Genomic DNA, 22,778 nt, shown 5'->3' on the forward strand with positions numbered 1-22,778 from the left:
GTAGCGGAATCACGCCAAATGTAAAGGGAAAAGTAACAATCTTCCTAAATAAACTGTTGTCTTAGTATATTCCTTAAAACTGGTTTTACAAACCTATGTGCACTTTTTTTATAAATATTTACAAAAAATCAATAAATCATTTACTATGTAAAGAAAAATAGAAAAAGAAAACCTCTGTCACAAGGACAAAGGTTCTCCTGTACATTTTATAAACCTGCCATCAATTGCGCTTGACGTAATTCCAACTGCCGAACTCCTCTTGGCAAGAAACGTCGAATTTCATCCTCATTAAAACCAACTTGTAATCTTTTTTCATCAATCATTATTGGTCGACGCAACAATCCAGGATTCTCTTTTACTAACTCTAGCAAGTCTTGCAACGGAAGTTCATCCAAATCCATATTAAGTTTTTGGAAAACCTTAGAACGAGTAGAAATAATCTCCTCTGTTCCATCTTCTGTCATTCGCAAAATTGCTTTCAATTCAGAAATATTCAATGGTTCTGAAAAAATATTTCTTTCCTTGAATGGAATCTCGTGTTCTTGCAACCATGCACGAGCCTTACGGCAAGACGTACAACTTGGGGAAGTATAAAGTGTCAACATGTGCATCACTCCTTTTTGTGATTTTCATCACTGTTTTGAAACAGGAAATCAAACTGTTTTCCTATTTAATGTTAGTATACCCAACTTCTAATAAAAATACTAGCTCTTTTTCCAAAAAAAAACATAGTTTTTCGTTATTTTACAAGTTTTTTTTAAATATTGAAATAAAGCGAACCTTTTTTCAACATAAAATTATAACGTTTTCAAAACGAATAAAAATGATACAGCGTTCACAGACTGCTATAACTGTACTAGTCTAAAAATTCTGACATTTTATTTTTTTCGAGTAATCCTGTTTTTTTTTTCTTTTAGCGGTATAATGATATCAATGACTTTTTATTAATTGATTAAGGTGGTTACTTTATGGAAACGATATTTTCTGGCATTCAGCCAAGCGGTACACCAACTATTGGAAATTATATTGGTGCAATGAAACAATTTATTGATTTACAAAATCACTATGACTGTTATTTTTGTATTGTTGATGAACATGCTATAACAGTCCCTCAAGATCCTATAAAATTACGACAACAGACACGTGGTTTAGCGGCTTTGTATTTAGCGGTAGGACTCAATCCTGAAAAAGCAACAATCTTCATTCAATCAGAAGTTTCAGCTCATGCTGAAGCTGCATGGATCATTCAATGTAACACAACGATTGGTGAGTTAGAACGGATGACTCAATTTAAAGACAAATCTCAAAAAAATGGCCGGACAGGTGTTAGTGCCGGACTTTTGACTTATCCACCATTGATGGTCGGAGATATTGTTTTGTACAATGCCAATTTAGTTCCTGTTGGTGATGATCAAAAGCAACATTTGGAATTAACACGTGATTTTGTTGAACGCTTCAATAAACGCTACGGACAAGCGAATCAAGAAATTCTAGTGCTTCCAGAGGTTAAAATCGCTGAACAAGGCGGACGTGTAATGAGCTTACAAGATCCAACTAAAAAAATGAGTAAGTCAGATACAAATGCTAAAGGATTCATCTCTATGTTGGATGAACCAAATATAATCCGTAAAAAAATCAAATCAGCTGTCACTGATTCAACGGGGATCATTGAATATGATCCAGAGAACAAACCTGGTATTTCCAACCTGCTAAGTATTTTCTCTGCTGCAACAGGTCGCCCAATTGAAGAACTGGCTACAGCGTATGCTGGAAAAGGCTATGGCGAATTTAAAACAGATTTAGCAGAAGCTGTCGTTGAGCTCCTTACCCCGATTCAAGAGCGCTATCATGAATTATTAGCCTCTGATGAATTAGATGATATTCTTGATACTGGAGCTGAACAAGCTCGTCTGGTTGCCAATAAAACCTTACAACGTATGAAAAATGCGATTGGTTTAGGTAGAAAACCACGGAAAAGAAATTAACAAAAAGCCAAGCTGAACGAATCAGCTTGGCTTTTTGTTAATCTCTAAATTGGGCATCGTGCAATCGACGATAATGCCCACCTTTTGCTAATAATTCTTCGTGAGTTCCTTCTTCTAAGATGCCTTGATCACTAACAACGATGATTCTTGTCGCATGTTTGATCGTTGCCAAACGATGGGCAATGATCAATGTTGTCCGTCCTTCCGCTAATGAATTCAAAGACTCTTGAATCACTTGCTCTGTTTCGGTATCTAAGGCAGAAGTTGCTTCATCTAAAATTAAGATTGGTGGATTTTTTAGGAACATTCGTGCAATCGCTACACGTTGTTTTTGTCCACCGGAAAGTTTGACGCCACGTTCACCGATCATCGTATCTAAACCTTCAGACATTTGATCCACTACTTTTTCCAAATGAGCTAACTGAACAGCTCTTTGGATCTCTTCTTCAGTGGCATCAAGTTTACCATACGCAATATTTTCTCGAATCGTTCCTGGAAATAGAAATACGTCTTGTTGCACGATCCCAATTTGACTTCTTAAAGAAGCCAATGTCATATCTTGAACATCGATGCCATCTATTGTGATTTTTCCTTCTGTCACTTCATAAAAACGCGGCAACAAGTTACATAGTGTCGTTTTTCCTGAACCGCTTTGTCCCACAAAAGCAACCGTTTCACCAGGAACAATCTGCAAATTGATATGGTTTAAAACTTTCGTTGAGTCAGCATACGAAAATGAAACATCATCATAAATAATATCTCCATGTAAATGATCGACAGAAATCGCATTAACTTTGTCTTCAATGGTCGGTTTCTTATCGATTTCTTCCGTAAAACGTTTAAAACCAGCAATCCCTTTCGGATAGCTTTCAATCATATTATTGACCTTCTCGATTGGACGAACAAAAACATTGGATAATAGAATAAATCCAACAAATTGCCCATCAGTGATCTCACCTTTGATTGTATAATAAGCCCCAAAAATCAGTGTAAACAAATTGATCAAACGAATCAAAAAGTAATTATATGCTGAACTGATCCCCATCACTTTATAGAAGGTAATTTTTGATTGGCGATATGCCTGATTCAATCCCTCAAAGCGCTGACGTTCAAATGGTTCATTAGCAAAAGATTGTGTGACACGAATACCACTAACTGACGCTTCAACACCTGCATTAAAGTCACCTAGATTGTCATAAATTTTGGTATTGACTTTTGTCATCTTTTTATTGAAAAAGACTAATGCGACTGTGATGAACGGCAAGACGATAAATGTTGCCAGAGCCAGTTGTACATGGATTCTCAGCATCAAATAAAAAGAGCCTACTAGCGTCATGATTGTAATAAATACATCCTCTGGACCATGATGAGCAACTTCTGAGATTTCAAATAAATCGGTTGTCAACCGGCTCATCAATTTCCCAGTCTTTTGATTATCATAATACTCAAACGGTTGCGTCTGTAAGTGTCCATATAATTCGCGACGCATATCTGTTTCAATATTGACCCCCAATTTATGACCGAAAAAGACCACAATATACTGTAAAATAGTGTTAAGTATATAAAATAAAAGCAACCCTAGACACGCTAATGCGATCAATCGGAAATTTCCTTTAGGCATGATTTTATCAATGACTTGATTTACCACTACTGGAAATGATAATTCCAGTAAACCAGCTAAAACTGCACAACCAAAATCTAAAATAAATAAGTGCTTATATGGTCGATAATAACTAAAAAATCGTTTTAACATAATCTCCCTCTTTCTTTCGACACTACCACCATTATACGCAAAGAATGATAGGATGCAAAGTTTGAAAGACATAAAATTGTAAGAAAATAACGCTAAATTTGGGCATAAAACCGCTCAAAACATATTTCTATTCATTTTAAGGTAAAAACAGCCCCAAATAGAATAATAATCACCAAAATTCATATTGAAAAAAAGTTCTTTTAACTATATTATATATAGGGTTGTATAATTAACTATACAGTCAATATTGATTATTATAAGGAGTGTTCAAGTGAAAACATCTAAATTAGTGATTGGCATTATCAGTATTATTTTATCATTATTAGTTTTATTCCAATCTTGCGTTGCCGGATTATCAAACAGTATCAGTAATAATGGGGAAGCTGGCGGAAGCGCTGGTATGTTGTTAGCTATCTGTTTATTAGTCGCTGGAATTGTCGCGATTGCAACTAGAAATTCGTCTGGTAACGGTGGTTTTGTCGCAGCTGGATTTTATATTGCTGGAGGGATTATAGCCTTCTTACTTGCTGGTGGCTATGGAGATCTATATATTTGGTCTGTATTGTCAATTATTTTTGGGGCGACTTTCGTGATTGGGGATACGAAAAAAAGAAAATAACAACGATAACGACATCGTAAATAATGAGTTTTCAAACTGGGGAGAAGACATTCTCTCCAGTTTTTTAGACATTTTGAAAAACTCCAATTGCTGTTATGTCAATAACTTGAAAAGCAGCAAGCAATTTGTTAAATTAGACATATACATGTACATCATTAAAAACACCGATGAGTTGCTTATGTCTTGGGGAAGATAGGCCTGATCGGTGTTTCTGTTTTTATTATACTAAATGTAGGGTTTTTTCACCACTTCAAAAAAGTATTATCGATAGTACTTTTTTGAAGAACAAATTGTCAAAATATGTTTTTTTATTCGCTTTCTGATCATGAAAGTGAATTTTTTAGCGTATGTATTTTTTATGATTTTATTTACCCCAACATACTTTTTAAGAGCCCCTTCCTGACAGCATTCTAATCTATATTAAAAATTTCTTTCTGTTCTTTTGTGAAGAACTTCGCTACAATGAAAAAGGATTCAGAAAATTTTTGTGAAAATTAATAAGGGGTGCAATTTTTTTAATGAAAACCATTGTTTTTGATGTAGATGATACGATTTATGACCAGCAACAACCATTTAGAAATGCAATAAACGCAGTATTTCCAGATGTAAAACCTGAGGATATGCATGCGCTATATATTCGCTTTCGCTTTCATAGTGATGAAACTTTTCCCAAAGTCATGTCTGATGATTGGACACTAGATTTTATGCGCTTTTATCGAATTAACGAGTCATTAAAAGACCTAAATTATCCAAGTGTTTCACAAGATAACGGGCTGATTTTTCAAAAAACATATGAAGAAGAGCTGGATAATATCGTAATGCATCCAGAAGTAAAAAAAGTGTTCGATTTCTTAAAGGAAAACAATATTCCGATGGGAATCATCACAAATGGTCCAACAGATCATCAATTCAAAAAAGTGAAACAACTTCAATTGGAAAATTGGGTTCCTACTGATAATATTATTATTTCCCAAAGCACTGGTTTCCAGAAACCAGAGAGAGAAATTTTCGACCTTGCTGCTAAAGAATTTAATATGGAATGCGCCCATACATTATATGTTGGTGATAGTTTTGAAAACGATATTGTCGGTGCAACCAACGGTGGTTGGAAATCTTTATGGTTCAACCACCGCTTACGAGAAATACCAGATGGTAAAAAAGCACATCATCTGAAAGAAGTCACTTCATTTGAAGACCTTTTCCCAACAATCCAATCATTATTCTCATAATAAATCCAAAAGAGCTTGGAGCATACCAGTGGTATGCTCCAAGCTCTTTTTATTCACCAATACTCAAAATCGTTCGAATATCGTCTTCCGTCATTTTGGCTAATTGCTCCTCATTTCCTTGAATTACTTTTTGGAATAGCTCACGCTTTTCTTGTTGTAAGGAATCCATTTTTTCTTCAACAGTTCCTTCAGCAATCATGCGCCAGACTTCAACAACATTCTTTTGCCCGATTCGATGGGCGCGCCCAGCCGCTTGTTCTTCCACTGCTGGATTCCACCATAAATCGTAAAGAATCACGGTATCAGCACCCGTTAAGTTTAAGCCTGTTCCCCCAGCTTTCAATGAAATCAAGAAGACATCTTTTTCACCTGCATTGAATGCATCCGCCATAGCCATCCGTTCTTTTGGTTTTGTACTGCCTCGTAGATAAAAGGTCGTTAAACCTAATTCAGTTAATTCTTCTTCGATAATCGACAGCATACTTGTAAACTGTGAAAAAAGTAAGACTCGTCGATTATTTTCTTTAGCCGCTACTAGTAAGTCTTTAACTTGCTCTAATTTTCCAGAGCCACCTGTATAATCATCAATGAATAAACTAGGGTCACAACAAATTTGACGTAAACGAGTCAAACCAGCTAAAATACTTAAACGATTTTTCTTGAAGGAATCTTGGTCCATTTGGCTGACATCTTCTTGCATTTGTTTCAGATAAGCCAGGTAAACTGTTTTTTGTTCTTCTGTCAGAACACTGTACAAGTTACTTTCAATCTTATCAGGCAAGTCGGCCAGTACCGTTTTCTTATCTCTTCTTAAAATAAACGGTTGGATCATTTTAGCGATTTCTTCTGGTTTCATCGATCTAAACAAAGTTTTAGACGGAAATAATCCTGGCAAAATCATTTGGAAAATCGACCATAATTCATCGATATTATTTTCGATTGGTGTCCCACTTAAGGCAAACCGTTGAGGAACGGTCAAGCTTTTTAGTGCTTGTGCTGTTTTTGTCGCACTATTTTTTACCATTTGAGCTTCATCTAAAATCAAGTAACCCAGATTTAAAGCTTGATACATCTCAATATCTTGTCTTAAACTAGCATACGAAGTGATCACAATGTCTAATCCCACTTGATTAGCTAGCCGCTCACGTTCTGATTTATTTCCAGCAACAACTTCGGCTTGCAATTCTGGCGCAAATTTTTTGATTTCCGCTGCCCAGTTATAAATCAAACTAGCAGGTGCCACAATCAGTGCAGCTCCTTTTTGTTTTTGTTCCTCTTTTTCAGACAATAAATAGGTGATCGTTTGTAAAGTCTTCCCCAGCCCCATTTCATCCGCTAAAATACCGCCAAATTGATAATAGCTAAGCATTTTTAACCATTTGAATCCATCTATTTGATAGGTTCTAAGAGTCGCTTGAATATTTTCAGGCAACGTTACTGCAAACTCTTCCGGATGAGTCAAATTTGAAACCATTTCTTTAAAAGAATCTGAAAAATGCGCACGACTATTGTTTTCCAGCATATTTTCGATCATTAGTCCTTGGTTTCGTGGTACTTGGATCGTTCCTTGAACGTTTTTCATATTTTGCCTCAACATGGTTAAGACTTCACTGGTTTGTTGAAATTCTTCCGAATCTAATGATAAGACTTCTCCGGTTTCCAACGTATAAAAACGATCATTACGTAATAAGCTAGCCAGTACCGCATCGATTTCTTGTTCAGCGATACCTGTGACATCAAAACGAACATCTAACCAAGAATCTGAATCAGACACTTCAATCAATGGTTGATGATGGGCAGCATCTAAATACAGTTCTCGTAGTTTTTTGCCCATTCGAACTTCTCCCAAACGTCGAAAAGTCGGTACTTCTGCTTTGAAAAAGTAGTATAACCGTTCACCGGCTGGTAATGCTTTTTCATAGCCATCTGCTGTTTTTTGATAACAAAAAGCTGCTAATTGCTCTAAAATTTCTTGTTCTTTCTTACTGTCGCGCACGACCTCCTGATTATCATCTGATGCAACTGAATGTTCTTTATCCGTTGAAAAGACGACTGCTCCATAGGTAAAGTCTACCCGTACTTTGATCATTCCTTTAATTTTACGGAAAATGAAAATCGTTTCTAAAGGATGATAAACCACTTCTTTTGCCACCACATCACTAACAGAAACTGTTCCAATTTTTTTCAACAAAGGAATGACTGAACCAAATAAATCAGATAATTCATTTTTTTCATACAGAATCTCTGGTTTTTCCACACGCTTTAATAATTGCAGTAATGTCGTATAAATTGCTTCTTGCTCTTGCGTAAAAATAAAAACTTGCTCTTGACTAAAGCCCCATTGATAGTGGGCTAAAAAGGTGGTCAACTGGTCGTCGATCGTTAGTCGGTAATGATTATCTTCTAGCTTATTCAGACTAAAGTAAATCGGTAACGATCCTTTTACAAAGGACAAATGTCGATATTTTTTGCCTTCATCATTTAATTGAAAATGAGGGGTTTTACTCATTTTTTCAAGTAGTGTTTGACCTTGATCGATTGGTAAAACGAGATATCGCTTATCGATCTTCCCTTTAACTTGAAGTCCATTGGCACCTAATAATTGACTTGTTTGATAGATCGCTGCTAATTGCTCTAACAACTCCTGATTTTCAATTGGAAAAGCTTCTTTCTTTAAATCAAAATGATGCTGTTTATTGATCAAAAAAGTGCCTTCTTTTTGAAAAGTTTGAAAAAATTCACCAATATTTTTAATGATATAGGTTTTCGGTTTAACGCCTTGGAAGCCAAGTCGCAGTGAAATCCCTAAAACGGCCAATTCAGGATAATAACTATTCGTTTCAATTACATCAACGATATACTCGACAGTCAACGGTGTAATAGTCGTTTTTTCCTCTAACTGATTTAATTTAGCGAAACCTTTCGTAAACATTTCTGAGATTGATAAAGCTCGTTTTTCAAATGTAACAGGTTGGTCTGCCTTTATGATTCGAGCAGTTCCTTTTTGACGTAAATATAATTCGACGGCAACTGTATGTTTGCAATAACCATGATCCTTCCAATAAGGACATTCACAAATATCATTTTCTTTGGCTGTACCGTCTAATTGCACCCGATATAGTTCATTGCCTAAGACTTCCGCATGCCATATTTTACGTTCAGAGTCTTGAACAACTGACAGGACTCTGCCTTCTTTCATATATTCTCGACCTCGTTCAACAATTCGCTCTGGAATACTCCACTTCATGTTCTCACCTCCTAGGCTGTTTAAGCCGTTTGATAGGTCACTTGACTTTGACCATTTCCATTTGTTTTGATTTGTAATTGTTGTGGAATTCTTGCTTTTAATTCACTTACATGACTGATAATACCGATCATTCTTCCTTCGTTTTCGATTGTTTCCAATGCCTCCATCGCCATTTCCAAGGCTTCTTCATCTAAAGAGCCAAACCCTTCATCAATGAAGAGCGCTTCGATTAAAACACCACCAGCTTGCTCTTGAATTACTTCTGCAAGAGATAAGGCTAATGCTAGGGCTGCAATAAAGCTTTCTCCACCTGACAAGGTATGAGCGCTACGTGCATTCCCTGCATTATCGTCATACACATTGATTTCAAGCCCAGTTTGATTTTTAAAACTCCCGGAATCCTGATTCAATTCAAATTGATAACGATTTTTCGTCAATAAGCCTAAACGCTGATTTGCAACTTTTAAAACTTCTTCCAAATAGGTCTGTAGCACGTATCTTTCAAGACTAGTTTTTCTGGGATTATCCCCATTGACAGTGGTTGCCAATTGATGCAAAGCTGTCACTGATTCCCATTGCTGTTCGATTGAAGCGATCAATTCTTTGACTTGTTTTTGAATTTTTTCGTTTGCTTGGATTTTTTCTTGTTGTTGATAATAATTAGCTTCTTTCGTTTGAAGCGAGATTGTTAATGCTTCAATTTCCTCTAACAAACTTCTTAGCTCTGGTTTCGCTTTATTTGCCAATTTATTTTCTAGTTCTATCAATTGAAATGTCAGCTGATCCTTTTTCTTATCAAATGCAGTTAGTTCTTCTTTGATAGCTTCTAATTTAGGGACTTCTCTCAATAAAACTCGTACAACTTTCTCGTCTAAATCGAAGCTTGACTCTTTTAACGCTTTAGTCAACTGTCGCTCTAATGATATTTTTTCAGCTAGGTTTGTCGCTTGCTCTTTTTCTAGGTGTTTTTCACTATTTTTTAGTAGTAAGCGACGCTCTTTTACGTTTGCTAGTTGCGTTTCAATTTCTTGTTTTTGTTGTTCCCACTGTGCAACTTGTTGTTCAAGTTGCTCTTGTTTTTCTGTTATTTCAGCTAAGGAAAGTGTTTCATCGTTCAATTGTTCTAAGATTGTTTTTAGTTTTGTTTGATTGGTTGCTTGCTCTTGCTGTTTTTCAATAACGATTTTTTCTTGTTCATGAACTTTTTGTTGTTGCGCTTTAACTGTTTTTTCTATCTCAATAAGGCTAGCTTCAGCAGTTTTGATTTGGTCTAATTCAAATTTGAGTTGGTCAGCTCTACTATTTAAATCAGTGGTCAATTGGTCGATTTCTTTTGAATTTAACGGTGCCTGTAAGGTAATGACTTGTTTTTCTTGTAGTTGTTCAAATAATGAACTAACCTTGCTCTTTTGTTGAGTTAATTCCTTTTGTAATTCTTGTTCAGCAAGCTTCATTTGAGCCGCTTGAGTTTCTAATTTAGCAACGCTCGCTTCTTGTTTTTGAGCAGTCTGTTCAATTACATTGAGTTGATGTTCAATTGATTGAATTTCCTCTAATGTAAACTCTTGATGTTCTTTTTGACTTGGATGTTCCATAGAGCCACAGACTGGGCAAGGCTCTCCATCTACTAAAAATAAACTTAAACGGCTAATTTGCATCTTAGCCCACTGACTTTTTTGTTGCGCAACTTGATGGTAGATCGCCTCTTTTTTAAGCACCGCGTCTTTTAGTTCTGCTTCCTTTGCGGTTAATTGCTCTATCATGTTGCTTGTTTTTGTTTCAAGTTGTTGCTGTTTTTCCCAGCTTTCTATAAAAGTCAGCCACTGATCCTGTTGTCGCTCTAGTTCCAATTGATTTTTTTCAATTTGGGCTTTTCCTTCGATAACGACAAGTTCCTTTTGATAGGTTTGCTCAGCGCTCTCTTGGATTTTCTTTATTGCTGTAAGCTGAGTTGCTAATAGGTCTAACTCAATCTGAGCCTGTTCAATTTTGCTTGCTACTTTTTCCTTTTCTTCATATAAAGGAAGTTGAAATTTCAGCTTGGTTACTTGTTCTTTTAGAGCATTCATTTCAGTAGCTCGGTTAAGATTTTCTTCTTGCTTTTGTTCCAATTGCTGGATCAATTGTAGCTGCGTTACTTGCTCGTTTTGATTTGTTTTTAGTTCTTGATCATAGTTTGAAATCAATTTGGTTTTTTCATCGATTTTTTCAATCATGCTTTGATGCTTTTGCACCCATTGAAGTTGTTGCTCTTCTGAGCGTAGCTTTTCGATCATAATAGCTGCTTGATCTAGCTCTTCTTTTTGTTTTTTTAGTTGACTTTGTTTTGTAAATTCATTAGCTAGTTCTTCTAAAGCAAACTTTTCTTGTTCTTTTTGCTGTTTTTGTTTTTGCAAACTGGATAATGCAGTTTTTTCAGTTTCTTGTTGCTTAGTTAGTGTCTCTTGTTGCTGAGCTAATGCGGTTAATTGTTGCTCTACCGTCAATTCTTCTGACAATGGCTCTTGCCAATATAATTGATCCAATTTTGCTTGGATCGTCTGCTGTGTTCCCTCAATGTCTTTATTCACTACCTTCAGTTGTAGCTTTAGCTGTTCATTTAAGGTCTGATACAATTGCGTGCCAAACAAGTTACGCAAAACTTTTTCTTTATCATTACTATTGGCAATCAAAAAGGTGCGGAATTCTCCTTGCGGTAAAAGAACGATTTGCGCAAATTGAGTCGCATCTAAATGTAGAAGCTCTTGGATAAAATTATCAACTTCTCGTCTTTTCGTGTACTCTCTCAGCTCTTTGCCAGCATGATCTTTAACGATCAATGAAACCTTTGCGCTTTGAGTCCTAGTACCGTCACCACGTTTTTTGTACAGCTCTTGTTCTGGCTTTCTCGTGATATCATAAAAATAATCGCCATGAGAAAAAGCCAAATGCACTTCTGTCGGCTCCGATGGATCAGCAAACGTTGAACGCATTTCTTTTCCTTGCCGTAATTTCCCTGAGCTTTCGCCAAATAAAGCATAGCTCATCCCATCAAAAATCGTAGTTTTACCAGAACCTGTTTTTCCGCTGATTAAAAATAAAGATGAATCTTCAAATTTAGTAAAATCGATTATTTCATCAATATAAGGTCCAAAGTTTTTCAATGTTAGTGCTAATGGTTTCAACTTATTTCCCTCTTTCTGCTTGATGAATATCTGCTAGATTTTCTTTGATCCATACCTGTTGTTGTGCCGTCAATTCCTCTCCTGTTACTTCTGAAAAGAATTGGTCAACTAACTCTGTTGGCGCTAAGGTTTTGATCTCTTTTTTGGCTTTATTGCTTTTTTGTCGCTCTTCTCTTCCAAATAGACGCTCAACACCGATCACTCGCGGATAAATTTGCCGCAGCTGATTCATCATATTTGGAATCACAGCGCGATCTGTTAATTGAATATGTAAATAATTTTCACGATTGATCGCCTCATAAATTTCTGGTGTCGTCAGCTCTTTAAAACTACCTTCGATTTGCAACACATCTCTTAGTGGTGTGATCTCTTTAAACTCAAATGTCGTCTCATTTACTCGAGCGTCAACGATCCAAACCCCTTTTTTCTGGTTCATTTCTGACAAAGAAAATTTTAGTGGTGATCCACTATAACGAGCATTTTCAGCTTGCAACGCATTTTTTCCGTGCAAATGACCTAATGCGACATAATCAAATGATTCTAATAATGACAATGGAACTGTATCTAAACCACCAACCATCAGTTTGGTTTCTGAGTCAGACTTTTCACTGCCAGCGACAAAAAAATGACTAACCAGAACATGGGCCATATTAGGCTTGAATTGTTTTTCCATTGCTGCAATGACTTCCTTCATTGCTTGTTCAATCGTCCGAATCTCTTCATTATCAAAGTACAAACGAGCTGAAATTGGTTCAAAATATGGCAATAAGAAAAATTGTGTATTCGCCAGTTCCACTGGCTGAAACGCTTGGTCTAGACGCGTATTCAAGTGAAAATCCGATTGAATAAACCATGGTCCTCCCGTCTCTAAACGAGTGCTACTATCATGATTTCCAGAAATTGCCAACACAGGAAATTTTTCCTGCAAGTTCATTTCTACGATCATCCGATTAAAGACCTCGATTGCTTCTACTGAGGGAACTGAACGATCATACAAATCGCCCGCTACAACGATTGCATCCACTTGTTCTTCTTTAGCAATCATTAAAATCTGCTTGAATGCATCAGTCTGTTCTTCTAATAAATCATAGCCATGTAATTTTTTACCAATATGCCAATCTGCTGTATGTAAAAAACGCATTTTCCCACCACCTAAAAAAGTCCTTCTTACTATTATACCAAATTTATGGAGAAATATATTGTTCAAATGTATCCTATTTTAATTACTGCCAAAAAATTATGCCTTAACGGGTCTAAATAGGATTAATTTGAACCTTGATTAACGATCGAGCTAATCAAAAAAACGAACCAAAACTATGCTTGTTTTGATTCGTTATGTTCTATTCTTGTACTTCGTATTTAAAATTAGGATCGATTTCTTTGTCTAGAGTATCAAAAGAAGCCTGCATTCTACGTTCAACTTCTGCAATACCCTCTTTATCCATCTTAACAATATCACTTACATCGATCGGTTCACCAAAACGAACGGTCACACGACGACGTTTAAATAAATCTTTCAATTTTAATGGTCCTTGATAAACTGCAGGAACAATTGGCACCTTCGCCATTTTTGCAATCAAGGCAACGCCGCCTTTTAACTCAGACGAATGACGTGTTCCACTTGGAAACATCACTAAACTTAAATCAGTATTTTTTAAGCTTTTCACAGGTGTTTTGATGGCACTTGGACCTGGTTTTTCCCGATCTACTGGGAAGGCATTCGCATGTTTTAAAATAAAACTTAAAAATGGATTTTTAAATAATTCTTTTTTCGCCATAAAACTAAACTTTTTTGGTGATCCGCCAACCGCTAAATATAACGGCTCCCACCAGGTTCTATGAGGAGCAACTAAAATAAAATTTTCATTTTGAGGAATACGGTCTTTCTTTTCATAGTGTGCATTGCCGTTGATAATCAATAAAACAACCCGGACAACGCCACGCATAAACGTAAAAAACATAGTCTTCTTCCTTTCTTTTCACTAGCTATAAGTATGCCGAAAACTGTTGCTTTTGACAAGTCTTTTTTCATAGGTTTCTTCTGTATCTTAATCGTAGTATAATATAAGGATATGTTATGTTCCATTAAAGAGTGTTATGAAAAACTGGAGGTGCCACTTATGATCGAATTTAAACCACTTGCTATTACGGAAAACGAAGCTTGCCTGATTGATTTACTTTCTGAAAATCAAGTAGAAGTCAAAAAAGTTCCTGTCGAAGAAAATAGAGCATTTTCACTAGCACTATATGATGGCAATCAATATATCGGTGGCATTACAGCGAATAAATGGATGAACGCTACCCATATTTCACTATTAGCACTCAGTAAATCCTACCGTCATCAAGGCTATGGTACACAGTTACTAAAAAAAGCCGAAACTTTTGCTAAACAAGAAGGTGCAACACTTATCACAATCAATACTCAAGATTATCAAGCAAAAACATTCTATGAAAAACAGGGCTATCACGTTTTTGGACAACTAGCTGATACGCCTTTTGTTGGAACCACAAAATATTATTTAGTTAAGCAAATTTAACGCAAGAAAAATTAAAGGAATGAATCATACATGTTATTACCAGGCGAACGAATCGATCAACTATTTGCAGATGATATTCAAATCATTCAAAGCAAAGAAGTTTTCTCTTTTTCCATCGATGCTGTCTTACTAGCAAATTTCCCAGCATATCCTAAAAATGGCAGTATTGTAGATCTCTGTGCTGGAAATGGAGCCGTTGGTTTATTTGCTAGTCGCAAAACTAATGCAAAAATCTCGCAAATCGAGCTGCAAGAGCGTCTAGCTGATATGGGTCAAAGAAGTATTCAACTAAATCAATTGGAAGAGCAACTGTCGATGGTTGAACTGGATTTAAAACAAGCAACTACCATAATTAAACCAGACTCAGTTGATTTAGTTTTGTGTAATCCCCCTTACTTCAAAGAGCTGCCTACTAGTCAAAAAAATCCTAACCCTCATTTAGCGATCGCTCGCCATGAGATTCATACTACATTAACCGAAGTCGTTGAAGTCTCCGCAAAACTACTAAAAACAAATGGTCGTTTGGCAATGGTTCATCGTCCTGATCGCTTTTTAGACATTTTACACGCAATGGAATCTGCCCATATTGCACCCAAACGAGTTCGTTTCGTCTATCCTAAAGTCGGTAAAGAAGCAAACACCTTGTTGATTGAAGGAATCAAACAAGGGAAAAAAGACGGCTTTCGGGTTTTACCACCCTTGTTCACGTATGATGAACAAAATAACTACTCACCAGAAATGAAGGCGATGTTGTATGGAAACTGATCATTATTTTTATGTACTGCACTGCAAAGATGATACTTTTTACGGTGGCTACACAACTGATCCCGCGCGACGATTAAAAGAACATAATAGTGGTATAGGGGCAAAATACACACGACTTTCCTCCCGCTTACCTGCTAAAATGATCCATATCGAAAAATTCACTAGCCGCAGTGATGCGACTAAAGCAGAATATGCGTTTAAAAAATTAACAAGAAAGCATAAAATTGCTTATTTAAGAGAGAAAGGAGTAAAAAAATGGCCTTAATCATTCGACCATTCAACAATAATGATGCGCCTAAAATTGCCCTGCTCTTAAAAAGAAACTTCTTAGAAATAAACAGTAACGACTATCCACTTGTCCAGATGCACAAATTAGCCGCTGAATATACGCCAGAAAAAATTTCTACTCAAGCAATATTTGGTCATACTTATGTAGCTGAAATAAATGATACTCTAGTCGGTACAGGAACGATTTGTCCATTTTGGAATAGTCAAACGGAAAGTATTATTTTGAGTCTGTTTGTTCAACCAGAATTCCATGGACAAGGGATCGGTTCAGCTATTATGAAGTACCTTGAACAAGATGAATTTTATCTTAGAGCGAATCGAATCGAAGTTCCTGCATCTAGAACTGCCAAAGAATTTTATCTACATTTAGGGTATCAGCTAAAACATGCTGAAGGCATTGAAGATGAGAACGGCTATATTCGGATGGAAAAGCGATGTTAAAAAAACCTCCGTCATTCATTCAACGGAGGATTTTTATAGCTCATCTATCTAAGCTCTTGTTTAACTTTATAAAGTAAGAATAGTAGAAATACAATATTAACGAATAAAAATGGTACTATAAAATCTTGTAATAGTAAACTTGCCACGATCCAAGCTACAAAATACAAGACACTTTTACTAATAAAGGGAAGATAGTTATGCTCTCGTTTGCTATAAACAACCACATTCACAATACTTCCACCCAAGAAACATACCAAACTTACTGCCAAACATAAAATAAAGAATAGCGGTTGAATTTCGCCATTTACATAGTTTTCATATAAAACGATCGACAGTCCTAAACCAACAAAAACAAAATAATGAGAATGGATCAATACTAAGCCCGCTGTCGACTTTTCCCGGTCAATCCCTGATTTGTATACAGCATTATAAAAGAGAAACATCACCACAACTAATAGAAAGAACAAAACACTGCCAATGCTGATCTTATTAAAGGCAAATGTACTCGCCACAGCAATCACTGCTTCACCAAATAATAATAACGTAAATAAACTATAACGTTCCGTCAAATGACCAAAATTCGTGGGAAAATCTTCTAACGCTTTTTTCATTACAATTGGGAAAAAGGCTGTAATAAAAATTGAAAAAGCATATACGGCAAAGCGAATTGCATAGGTCCCCCAAGGTAAAATGGTAATAAAACCGATCAACCCACTTGCACATAAAATAATTGCCAGCTGATAACATAATTTTTTGACCACAAGATCTTCTGTACTTCTCATTTTTAAATAATACTGTAACGCAATGCTAAAAAATAAGATCGATGTAGCTCCGGCAAAAGTAAACTGGGTCTTTTCAAAATCCACATTGATTGATTGAGCCAAAACCATCACCCAGAACATATCAAAAAATAAAAACAATGCACTGGTCTTATTTTTGATAGAAAAGCGATTAGCAAAAACGGTTTGATAGGTCCAAATCGTCCAAAATACCAGCGTCAACATTAAAAATTCACCTAGGCTTTGGAAAGATAACACTTGATTTGCATCAACAAACAAGATTGATGCAATCCGACTAATGGCATAAGCAAAAATCAAATCATAAAACAGTTCGAACTCGGAAACCTCTTTTTTTAGTACCTGCATTCGATCACTTCCATTCTGATTGATAGTTATCATCGTTTAGTTTTATTATAATCGCGTTGGTCTAGTTAATACAAAAATAGTGACTTTTTGTCGTCAAAAAAAGAGCCCTGAAACAAAACTTACTATCCGTTTTGTTTCAGACTCTAAATCCAAAAAATGAGAGACAACGCAACATTGCTATTCTATTATTTCCGCACCTAAGGTTTGTTTAAAATGGTTCAAAGCCCATTCGTGACCAACTGGATCAAAACTTGCAACGGAATGTTTATGGATCACGATTTTATAACCTAAATTATAAGCATCCACAGCGGTATGCAATACACAAATATCTGTACAAACACCCACTAAATGAACTTCTGAAATGCCTCTTTCTCTCAAACGAATATCTAGATCTGTTCCACTGAAAGCTGAATAGTGGCGTTTATCGATCCAATAAACATTAGCTTTTTCACGGCTTTTTTCATATACTTCTGCAAGTTTCCCATACAGATTTCGACCAGAACTATTCGCGAGATTATGAGGTGGAAACAGAGCATTTTCTGGATGATACGGATCTTTTTGGTCGTGCCTATCAATCGCATAAACGACGAAATCTTTATTTTGAGTAAATTCTTTTGTCACCATTACGATTGCTTCTTCAATTGCTTGTCCAGCAGCTCCCGTGGTCAAAGCACCCTTTGTTGCGACAAAATCATTTGTATAATCAATCGAAATCAATGCCTTCATTCTAAGACCTCCAATTCGTATAATCGACTAGACAAGGTGCTCTACAAAATGAATCACCATTTGAGCTGACTTTTCTCCCGCTTCTTCAATAAATTCATCAAATGTTTGTGACGCTTCATGGTCAGCTGTATCACTGATTGCTCTAACAACTAAAAATGGAATATTGAATTGTGCCGCTGCTTGAGCGATCGCTGCACCTTCCATTTCACAAGCTAATGCTTCAGGAAATTCGTGGATGATCTCTTTGACTTTTTCTTTGTCATTCACAAATGAATCCCCAGTTACGATCAATCCATGACGGATCGACATACCTGTCTTTTCAGCCGCTTTTTTCATTTCCAGTTTTAAATAATCACTTGATTCATAATATAACGGCATACCAGGCAATTGACCAGGTTTGTAGCCAAATCCTGTGACATCTACATCAAAATACGCTAATTTATCGGCAATCACGACATCACCTACAGCTAAGCCTTGACCGATACCGCCAGCAGATCCTGTGTTGATCACCATGTTCACACCATATTGATGAATCAACAAGGTTGTTGTAACTGCAGATAACACTTTCCCAATTCCAGAACGGACAACGATCACTTCATGACGACCTAAAGAACCTGAAACGAATACTGCACCTGCTCTTTCCCAAGAACGCATATCAGATAAGCCCTCTTTTAAGATTTTTACTTCTTGATCCATCGCACCGATAATTCCAATTTTCATTGTGACATCCTCTTCTCTATAAATTCAATACTATAAATATTACTATAGCCAACAAAATCGCTACAACAATAATTGCTTTGGTCAGCGTACTGCTGCGTTCGCGAATTTTTGTTTGCTCATTTGAGCGTGATTTGGTTATTTCTTTTTGCTTCTTGTGTTCTTTTCGGTAGAAACTCGAGATTTCTTTTTCCTTTTTACGGTACTCTTTATCCGCTTCTTTTTGTTCTTGCTCAAATATTCGTTGTGCGGCCTTTTCTTCTTCTTCTTTTCGTCTCCGTAATTCTGTCCGAGTGACCAGCGGACCTTTACTCATCGTTTATCCTCCTTCAGCAGCTCTTTCATTTGCTGCAGTTCCCAATATTGTACAGCAAATATCGTTTTTGCATCGCAAATCAAGCCACTGGCGATTTCTGCTTTTGCTTCATCCAATGTTAGTGTATATAATTCTAAAACTTCATCCTCATCTTGAGGACGAGGATTAGGCACTTTTTCTAAGTCTTCTGCATAATAAATATGAAGGAGTTCATCAGCGAACCCAGGCGAAACGTACATCGACGTTACAAAGGTAAATTTATTAGCCCGATAGCCAGTCTCTTCTTCTAATTCTCGCTCTGCTGTTTCTTTGGGATGATCATGTTCACCAGGATCGATTTTCCCAGCAGGAATCTCTAAAAGAATTTTTTCCATCGGTTTTCTAAATTGTTTGACCATGATCATTTTATGATCGGCTGTAATCGGAATGACCGCAACCGCTCCTGGATGGAAAACCAATTCACGAGTACCAGTTTCTCCATTTGGTAAGCGGACTTCGTCTAAAACAACGTCAATGATCTTACCTTTAAATATTTCTTTTCTAGAAATCGTCTTTTCTTCAAACTCTTCAAAGTTCATCATGCAGTTCACCAATCTTTCTACGGATATATCATACCCTAATTTTGAAATTTTATCACTTATCGGTCTTTTTGTGAATCCTTTACAGACTCTATCGAGGTGTTTTTTGAGTTTATTTAAGCAATTTAATAAAAATAGAGAGGAATAAAACTAAGAATCTAGTTTTATCGCTCTCTAAAGATCTTGATCTTCAATCATTTTATTATTTTTCTAATTCGGCTAGAGAGTTCATGATTTTAATTAAATCAGATTCATTATCACTTTTCTTACTATCTAATGTCCAACTGATACATTGTAAATAATGATCTTTCCCTTCCATTAAATCATAGATATAATAAACCTCGACACCATCTTTACTAGCAGTAAACTTGCGACGTTCACCTTTTAGTTCATGGTATTTGATCTCTTCTTTTTTTTCATCTTTGATCTCACCTAAATCAGATAGATCCACGGAACTCTTGAAAGCATCAAAGTTCTCAAAATCCTTTTTAGCTTCACTTAATACCATATAATATTCTTCATTTACCGCATTTTTCAAACTAACATCGGCATTATCACTTAACTCTTTTGCCTCAACCGTTTGCCAACCATCCGTCAATTCTATTTTAAAATTGCCATTTTTAGTTTTGACTACCTCTATCTTGCCCTTCGCCTCTTTTGACGAATCTTGGGTTGTTTCAGTGGCTGTTTTATTCTCATCAACAGTATCGCTTGTTTTTGTTTTATCACGTGGTTCATAGAAAACTTCATCGTCACTATATGAACTTGATTCCTCAACACTAGAACTAGTTTGATCCCGATAAGCATCGAAATCTTCTTCTTCAACTTTACGTCCAGAACAGCCCGTGACCAATAAGCCAACCAACAGTATTGTTATGATTTTTATTTTCTTCACAATGTTTCTCCTTTTATCCAGATCGTTACCTTCCATTATACCTCACGTTTTTAATTTTTTCTCTTTTTTCTTTTGACTTTTTTGTGAACAATTTAGTTCATTCTACATCTAGGGTAGGAAAAAACACGATTTTGCCTTGCCATTTCTTACATTTTCTCTAAATATCAAAATCAACCTTTGGACTGATATTCTTTCTATATCAGAATGTGCTAAAATAACTTATGTAGCGAAGGTTAACCACTTTCGATGGAATGAATGATTGGAGGGAATTTAAATGAGAAATAGAAACATGTTCAAAATAATTGCAGGTTTATTTTTAGTAGGTTTAATTTTGCGCCTTGTCACTGGTATCCATACACCAGTTATTGCTGTGGCTCTTTTGATCCTATTGATTTTATTTTTTGTCGGATCAAAGAAAAAGTCTGGAAAAACAGAAGATCCACTGCCTAACCTTACGAAAACTAAAGAAGAGCATTATGCCAGTTTAGGAATGACCGATCAGGAAATCGATTTTTTCCGTGATACAATGAACATTACCAAGAAACAAATCGTTCGGCTACAAGAGAATATGAATGCCTCTACTAAATTAAGAGCGATAGACTTGCGTAATGATACATTAAGAGTTTCAAAAGCATTGTTTAAAGAATTAGTGAAAGAACCAAAAAAATTGCATTTAGCGAATCACTTTCTTTACACTCACCTACCTAACTTAGTTGATTTAACAAGCAAATACTTGGAAATCGATGATCATGAGATCAAAAATAAACAAACTTATGAAAAGTTAGAGGAAAGTGCACAAATCATCGATCAAGTCTCTAAATTGATCAAAAAGGACTATGAACAGTTTGTAGCAGAGGATTTAGAAGACTTAGATGTTGAGATTTCTGTTGCTAAAAATAGCTTAAAAAGAGATAATGAAAGTAACAATAATCAGGAATAATCGTTTTGTTTCGCTTTTGCTTTGAAACATGCCAAGAAACACAACGAAGAACTGAGTTGATGTTGAATGGTACAAGGTGACTGAAAGGAACGTTGCTTTCTTTTGTTATTAAGATCTTGAAAAGCACAAGGTGAAACGAAGCGGAACGTTGTTACCGCATGTTATCTAGCTACGCTTTTAAAATTAGGAGGACCAAAAATGGAAAATGACCAAAAAGATGTAACACCAGTGAATGATACGCTGGATGATTTATTAAATAATCCCTTTTCAACACCTGTTGATTCGTTGACCACGACGCAACAAAGTGAAATTTCTGCATTGCAAGATCAACAAGTTGCTGAACGTTTAGTTGATAAACTACCTGCTGATAGACAAGCTCAAGCAAGAGAGCTTGCTTCAAAAATCGATGTTCAAGATTCGCAAGCAGTTATCACGTATGGATCAGCTGCACAAACAAAGCTAAGTGAATTTTCACAATCAATGTTAAACCATGTACAAGCACAAGATATCGGACCTGTCGGTGATTCATTGACTGATTTGATGTATCGTTTAAGCGAAGCAAACCCTGATCAGCTTAGAGCTGGCGAAGGAAATTTCTTTTCAAAAATGCTTGGGAAAGTAAAACAATCTGTTTTTGAAATCACTGCAAAATATCAAAAAATCGGTGCTCAAATCGATAAAATTTCAATCAAGTTAGATCATGAAAAAAATGGTCTTTTAAAAGACAACTTAATGTTGGATCAACTATATAATAAAAATAAAGACTATTTTGATGCGTTGAATATTTATATTGCGGCTGGAGAATTGAAGATGGAAGAATTACAAACCACCATCATTCCCGAAGCCATGAAAAAGGCTGAAGCCTCTGGTGATCAGATGGATGTTCAAATCGCGAATGACTATACTCAATTTTTAGATCGTTTAGATAAACGAACACATGACTTACGTTTGGCACGTCAAATCACGATCCAACAAGCACCACAAATTCGTTTGATCCAAAATACAAACCAAGCATTGGCAGAAAAAATCCAAGCGTCAATCAATACTGCCATCCCACTGTGGAAAAACCAAGTGGTCATTGCTCTAACACTCTTACGACAAAAAGATGCTGTTACAGCACAACGCCAAGTTTCTGAAACAACCAATGACCTATTGAAGAAAAATTCTGAAATGCTTAAAATCTCTGCAATCGAAACCGCTAAAGAAAATGAACGTGGTATCGTTGACATTGATACATTACAAAAAACACAAAATGATTTAGTTGAAACAATTCAAGAAACCCTAAGAATTCAGCAAGAAGGTAAAGAAAAACGCCGTGCAGCTGAAATTGAATTAGGCCATATGGAAGAAGATTTGAAGAGTAAATTATTAGAATTAACTCAATAACGATAAGCATAAGCGTGAGGCAAAACTAAAAATAAGTTTTGTCTCAC

The 22,778-nt window shown here is 36.0% G+C and carries 21 protein-coding genes; 9 read left to right on the top strand and 12 right to left on the bottom strand.

Annotation, left to right across the window (positions count from 1 at the left end; all coding sequences use genetic code 11):
* Window positions 1–206 precede the first annotated feature (206 nt).
* Window positions 207–605: a transcriptional regulator SpxA gene (spxA, locus tag ATZ35_RS16315; RefSeq protein WP_010760718.1), complete on the bottom strand. Its 399-nt coding sequence runs from the start codon at window positions 603–605 to the stop codon at window positions 207–209.
* Window positions 606–968: 363 nt separating this feature from the next.
* Between spxA and trpS the strand changes: the two genes are divergently transcribed.
* Complete coding sequence (trpS, locus tag ATZ35_RS16320) at window positions 969–1,985, top strand: tryptophan--tRNA ligase (protein WP_208928165.1); 1,017 nt, start codon at window positions 969–971, stop codon at window positions 1,983–1,985.
* A gap of 37 nt (window positions 1,986–2,022) precedes the next feature.
* Here the strand turns inward: trpS and ATZ35_RS16325 are convergent, their stop codons facing one another.
* Window positions 2,023–3,738 carry an ABC transporter ATP-binding protein gene (locus tag ATZ35_RS16325; protein ID WP_208928166.1) on the bottom strand — a complete coding sequence of 572 codons (1,716 nt, stop codon included), beginning with the start codon at window positions 3,736–3,738 and terminating at the stop codon, window positions 2,023–2,025.
* 271 nt (window positions 3,739–4,009) lie between these two features.
* Between ATZ35_RS16325 and ATZ35_RS16330 the strand changes: the two genes are divergently transcribed.
* Together ATZ35_RS16330 and ATZ35_RS16335 are read left to right on the top strand one after the other, a co-directional pair.
* Complete coding sequence (locus tag ATZ35_RS16330; protein WP_208928167.1) at window positions 4,010–4,357, top strand: hypothetical protein; 348 nt, start codon at window positions 4,010–4,012, stop codon at window positions 4,355–4,357.
* Between the two features lie 518 nt (window positions 4,358–4,875).
* A complete protein-coding gene (locus tag ATZ35_RS16335; RefSeq protein ID WP_208928168.1) occupies window positions 4,876–5,586 on the top strand; it encodes an HAD family hydrolase in 711 nt (236 codons plus the stop codon).
* Between the two features lie 49 nt (window positions 5,587–5,635).
* Here ATZ35_RS16335 and ATZ35_RS16340 read toward each other — a convergent pair whose 3' ends face one another.
* The 4 genes from ATZ35_RS16340 to ATZ35_RS16355 form a co-directional block, all read right to left on the bottom strand.
* Window positions 5,636–8,833, bottom strand: a complete 3,198-nt coding sequence (locus ATZ35_RS16340; protein WP_208928169.1) for a DEAD/DEAH box helicase — start codon at window positions 8,831–8,833, stop codon at window positions 5,636–5,638.
* Window positions 8,834–8,853: 20 nt separating this feature from the next.
* A complete protein-coding gene (locus tag ATZ35_RS16345) occupies window positions 8,854–11,997 on the bottom strand; it encodes an AAA family ATPase (protein ID WP_208928170.1) in 3,144 nt (1,047 codons plus the stop codon).
* Window position 11,998: 1 nt separating this feature from the next.
* Window positions 11,999–13,138: an exonuclease SbcCD subunit D gene (locus ATZ35_RS16350; RefSeq protein ID WP_208928171.1), complete on the bottom strand. Its 1,140-nt coding sequence runs from the start codon at window positions 13,136–13,138 to the stop codon at window positions 11,999–12,001.
* A 199-nt stretch (window positions 13,139–13,337) separates the two neighbouring features.
* Entirely contained in the window at window positions 13,338–13,958 is a 621-nt protein-coding gene (locus ATZ35_RS16355; RefSeq protein WP_208928172.1) for a lysophospholipid acyltransferase family protein, read from the bottom strand.
* A 159-nt stretch (window positions 13,959–14,117) separates the two neighbouring features.
* Between ATZ35_RS16355 and ATZ35_RS16360 the strand changes: the two genes are divergently transcribed.
* From ATZ35_RS16360 to ATZ35_RS16375, 4 genes are read left to right on the top strand one after another with little or no spacing between them, the layout of a single operon-like run.
* Window positions 14,118–14,534, top strand: a complete 417-nt coding sequence (locus ATZ35_RS16360; RefSeq protein ID WP_208928173.1) for a GNAT family N-acetyltransferase — start codon at window positions 14,118–14,120, stop codon at window positions 14,532–14,534.
* 30 nt (window positions 14,535–14,564) lie between these two features.
* Entirely contained in the window at window positions 14,565–15,299 is a 735-nt protein-coding gene (locus ATZ35_RS16365) for a tRNA1(Val) (adenine(37)-N6)-methyltransferase (protein ID WP_208928174.1), read from the top strand.
* Window positions 15,289–15,564, top strand: a complete 276-nt coding sequence (locus tag ATZ35_RS16370) for a GIY-YIG nuclease family protein (RefSeq protein ID WP_208928175.1) — start codon at window positions 15,289–15,291, stop codon at window positions 15,562–15,564. The genes ATZ35_RS16365 and ATZ35_RS16370 overlap by 11 nt, the downstream gene beginning before the upstream one ends.
* A complete protein-coding gene (locus ATZ35_RS16375) occupies window positions 15,555–16,028 on the top strand; it encodes a GNAT family N-acetyltransferase (protein ID WP_208928176.1) in 474 nt (157 codons plus the stop codon). Before ATZ35_RS16370 ends, ATZ35_RS16375 begins: the two co-directional genes overlap by 10 nt.
* Window positions 16,029–16,072: 44 nt before the next feature.
* Here ATZ35_RS16375 and ATZ35_RS16380 read toward each other — a convergent pair whose 3' ends face one another.
* The 6 genes from ATZ35_RS16380 to ATZ35_RS16405 all read right to left on the bottom strand — a co-directional run bounded on the left by ATZ35_RS16380 (window position 16,073) and on the right by ATZ35_RS16405 (window position 20,405).
* Window positions 16,073–17,173, bottom strand: a complete 1,101-nt coding sequence (locus ATZ35_RS16380; protein WP_208928177.1) for a low temperature requirement protein A — start codon at window positions 17,171–17,173, stop codon at window positions 16,073–16,075.
* A 177-nt stretch (window positions 17,174–17,350) separates the two neighbouring features.
* On the bottom strand, window positions 17,351–17,899 hold the full coding sequence (locus ATZ35_RS16385) for a cysteine hydrolase family protein (RefSeq protein WP_208928178.1): 549 nt from the start codon (window positions 17,897–17,899) through the stop codon (window positions 17,351–17,353).
* 27 nt (window positions 17,900–17,926) lie between these two features.
* Window positions 17,927–18,619, bottom strand: a complete 693-nt coding sequence (locus ATZ35_RS16390) for a 5'-methylthioadenosine/adenosylhomocysteine nucleosidase (RefSeq protein WP_208928179.1) — start codon at window positions 18,617–18,619, stop codon at window positions 17,927–17,929.
* Between the two features lie 16 nt (window positions 18,620–18,635).
* Window positions 18,636–18,932, bottom strand: a complete 297-nt coding sequence (gene macP, locus ATZ35_RS16395; protein ID WP_208928180.1) for a cell wall synthase accessory phosphoprotein MacP — start codon at window positions 18,930–18,932, stop codon at window positions 18,636–18,638.
* Entirely contained in the window at window positions 18,929–19,513 is a 585-nt protein-coding gene (locus ATZ35_RS16400; protein WP_208928181.1) for an NUDIX domain-containing protein, read from the bottom strand. The genes macP and ATZ35_RS16400 overlap by 4 nt, the downstream gene beginning before the upstream one ends.
* Before the next feature lie 199 nt (window positions 19,514–19,712).
* A complete protein-coding gene (locus tag ATZ35_RS16405; protein ID WP_208928182.1) occupies window positions 19,713–20,405 on the bottom strand; it encodes a hypothetical protein in 693 nt (230 codons plus the stop codon).
* 274 nt (window positions 20,406–20,679) lie between these two features.
* On the opposite strand from ATZ35_RS16405, the gene ATZ35_RS16410 reads away from it, so the two are divergent.
* Both ATZ35_RS16410 and ATZ35_RS16415 read left to right on the top strand, forming a co-directional pair.
* On the top strand, window positions 20,680–21,345 hold the full coding sequence (locus ATZ35_RS16410; protein ID WP_208928183.1) for a 5-bromo-4-chloroindolyl phosphate hydrolysis family protein: 666 nt from the start codon (window positions 20,680–20,682) through the stop codon (window positions 21,343–21,345).
* 198 nt (window positions 21,346–21,543) lie between these two features.
* Window positions 21,544–22,731, top strand: coding sequence for a toxic anion resistance protein (locus tag ATZ35_RS16415; protein ID WP_208928184.1), 1,188 nt, complete (start codon window positions 21,544–21,546; stop codon window positions 22,729–22,731).
* The last annotated feature ends 47 nt before the right edge of the window (window positions 22,732–22,778 follow it).

The sequence above is a fragment of the Enterococcus rotai genome, assembly GCF_001465345.1.
Lineage (GTDB): Bacteria > Bacillota > Bacilli > Lactobacillales > Enterococcaceae > Enterococcus_L > Enterococcus_L rotai.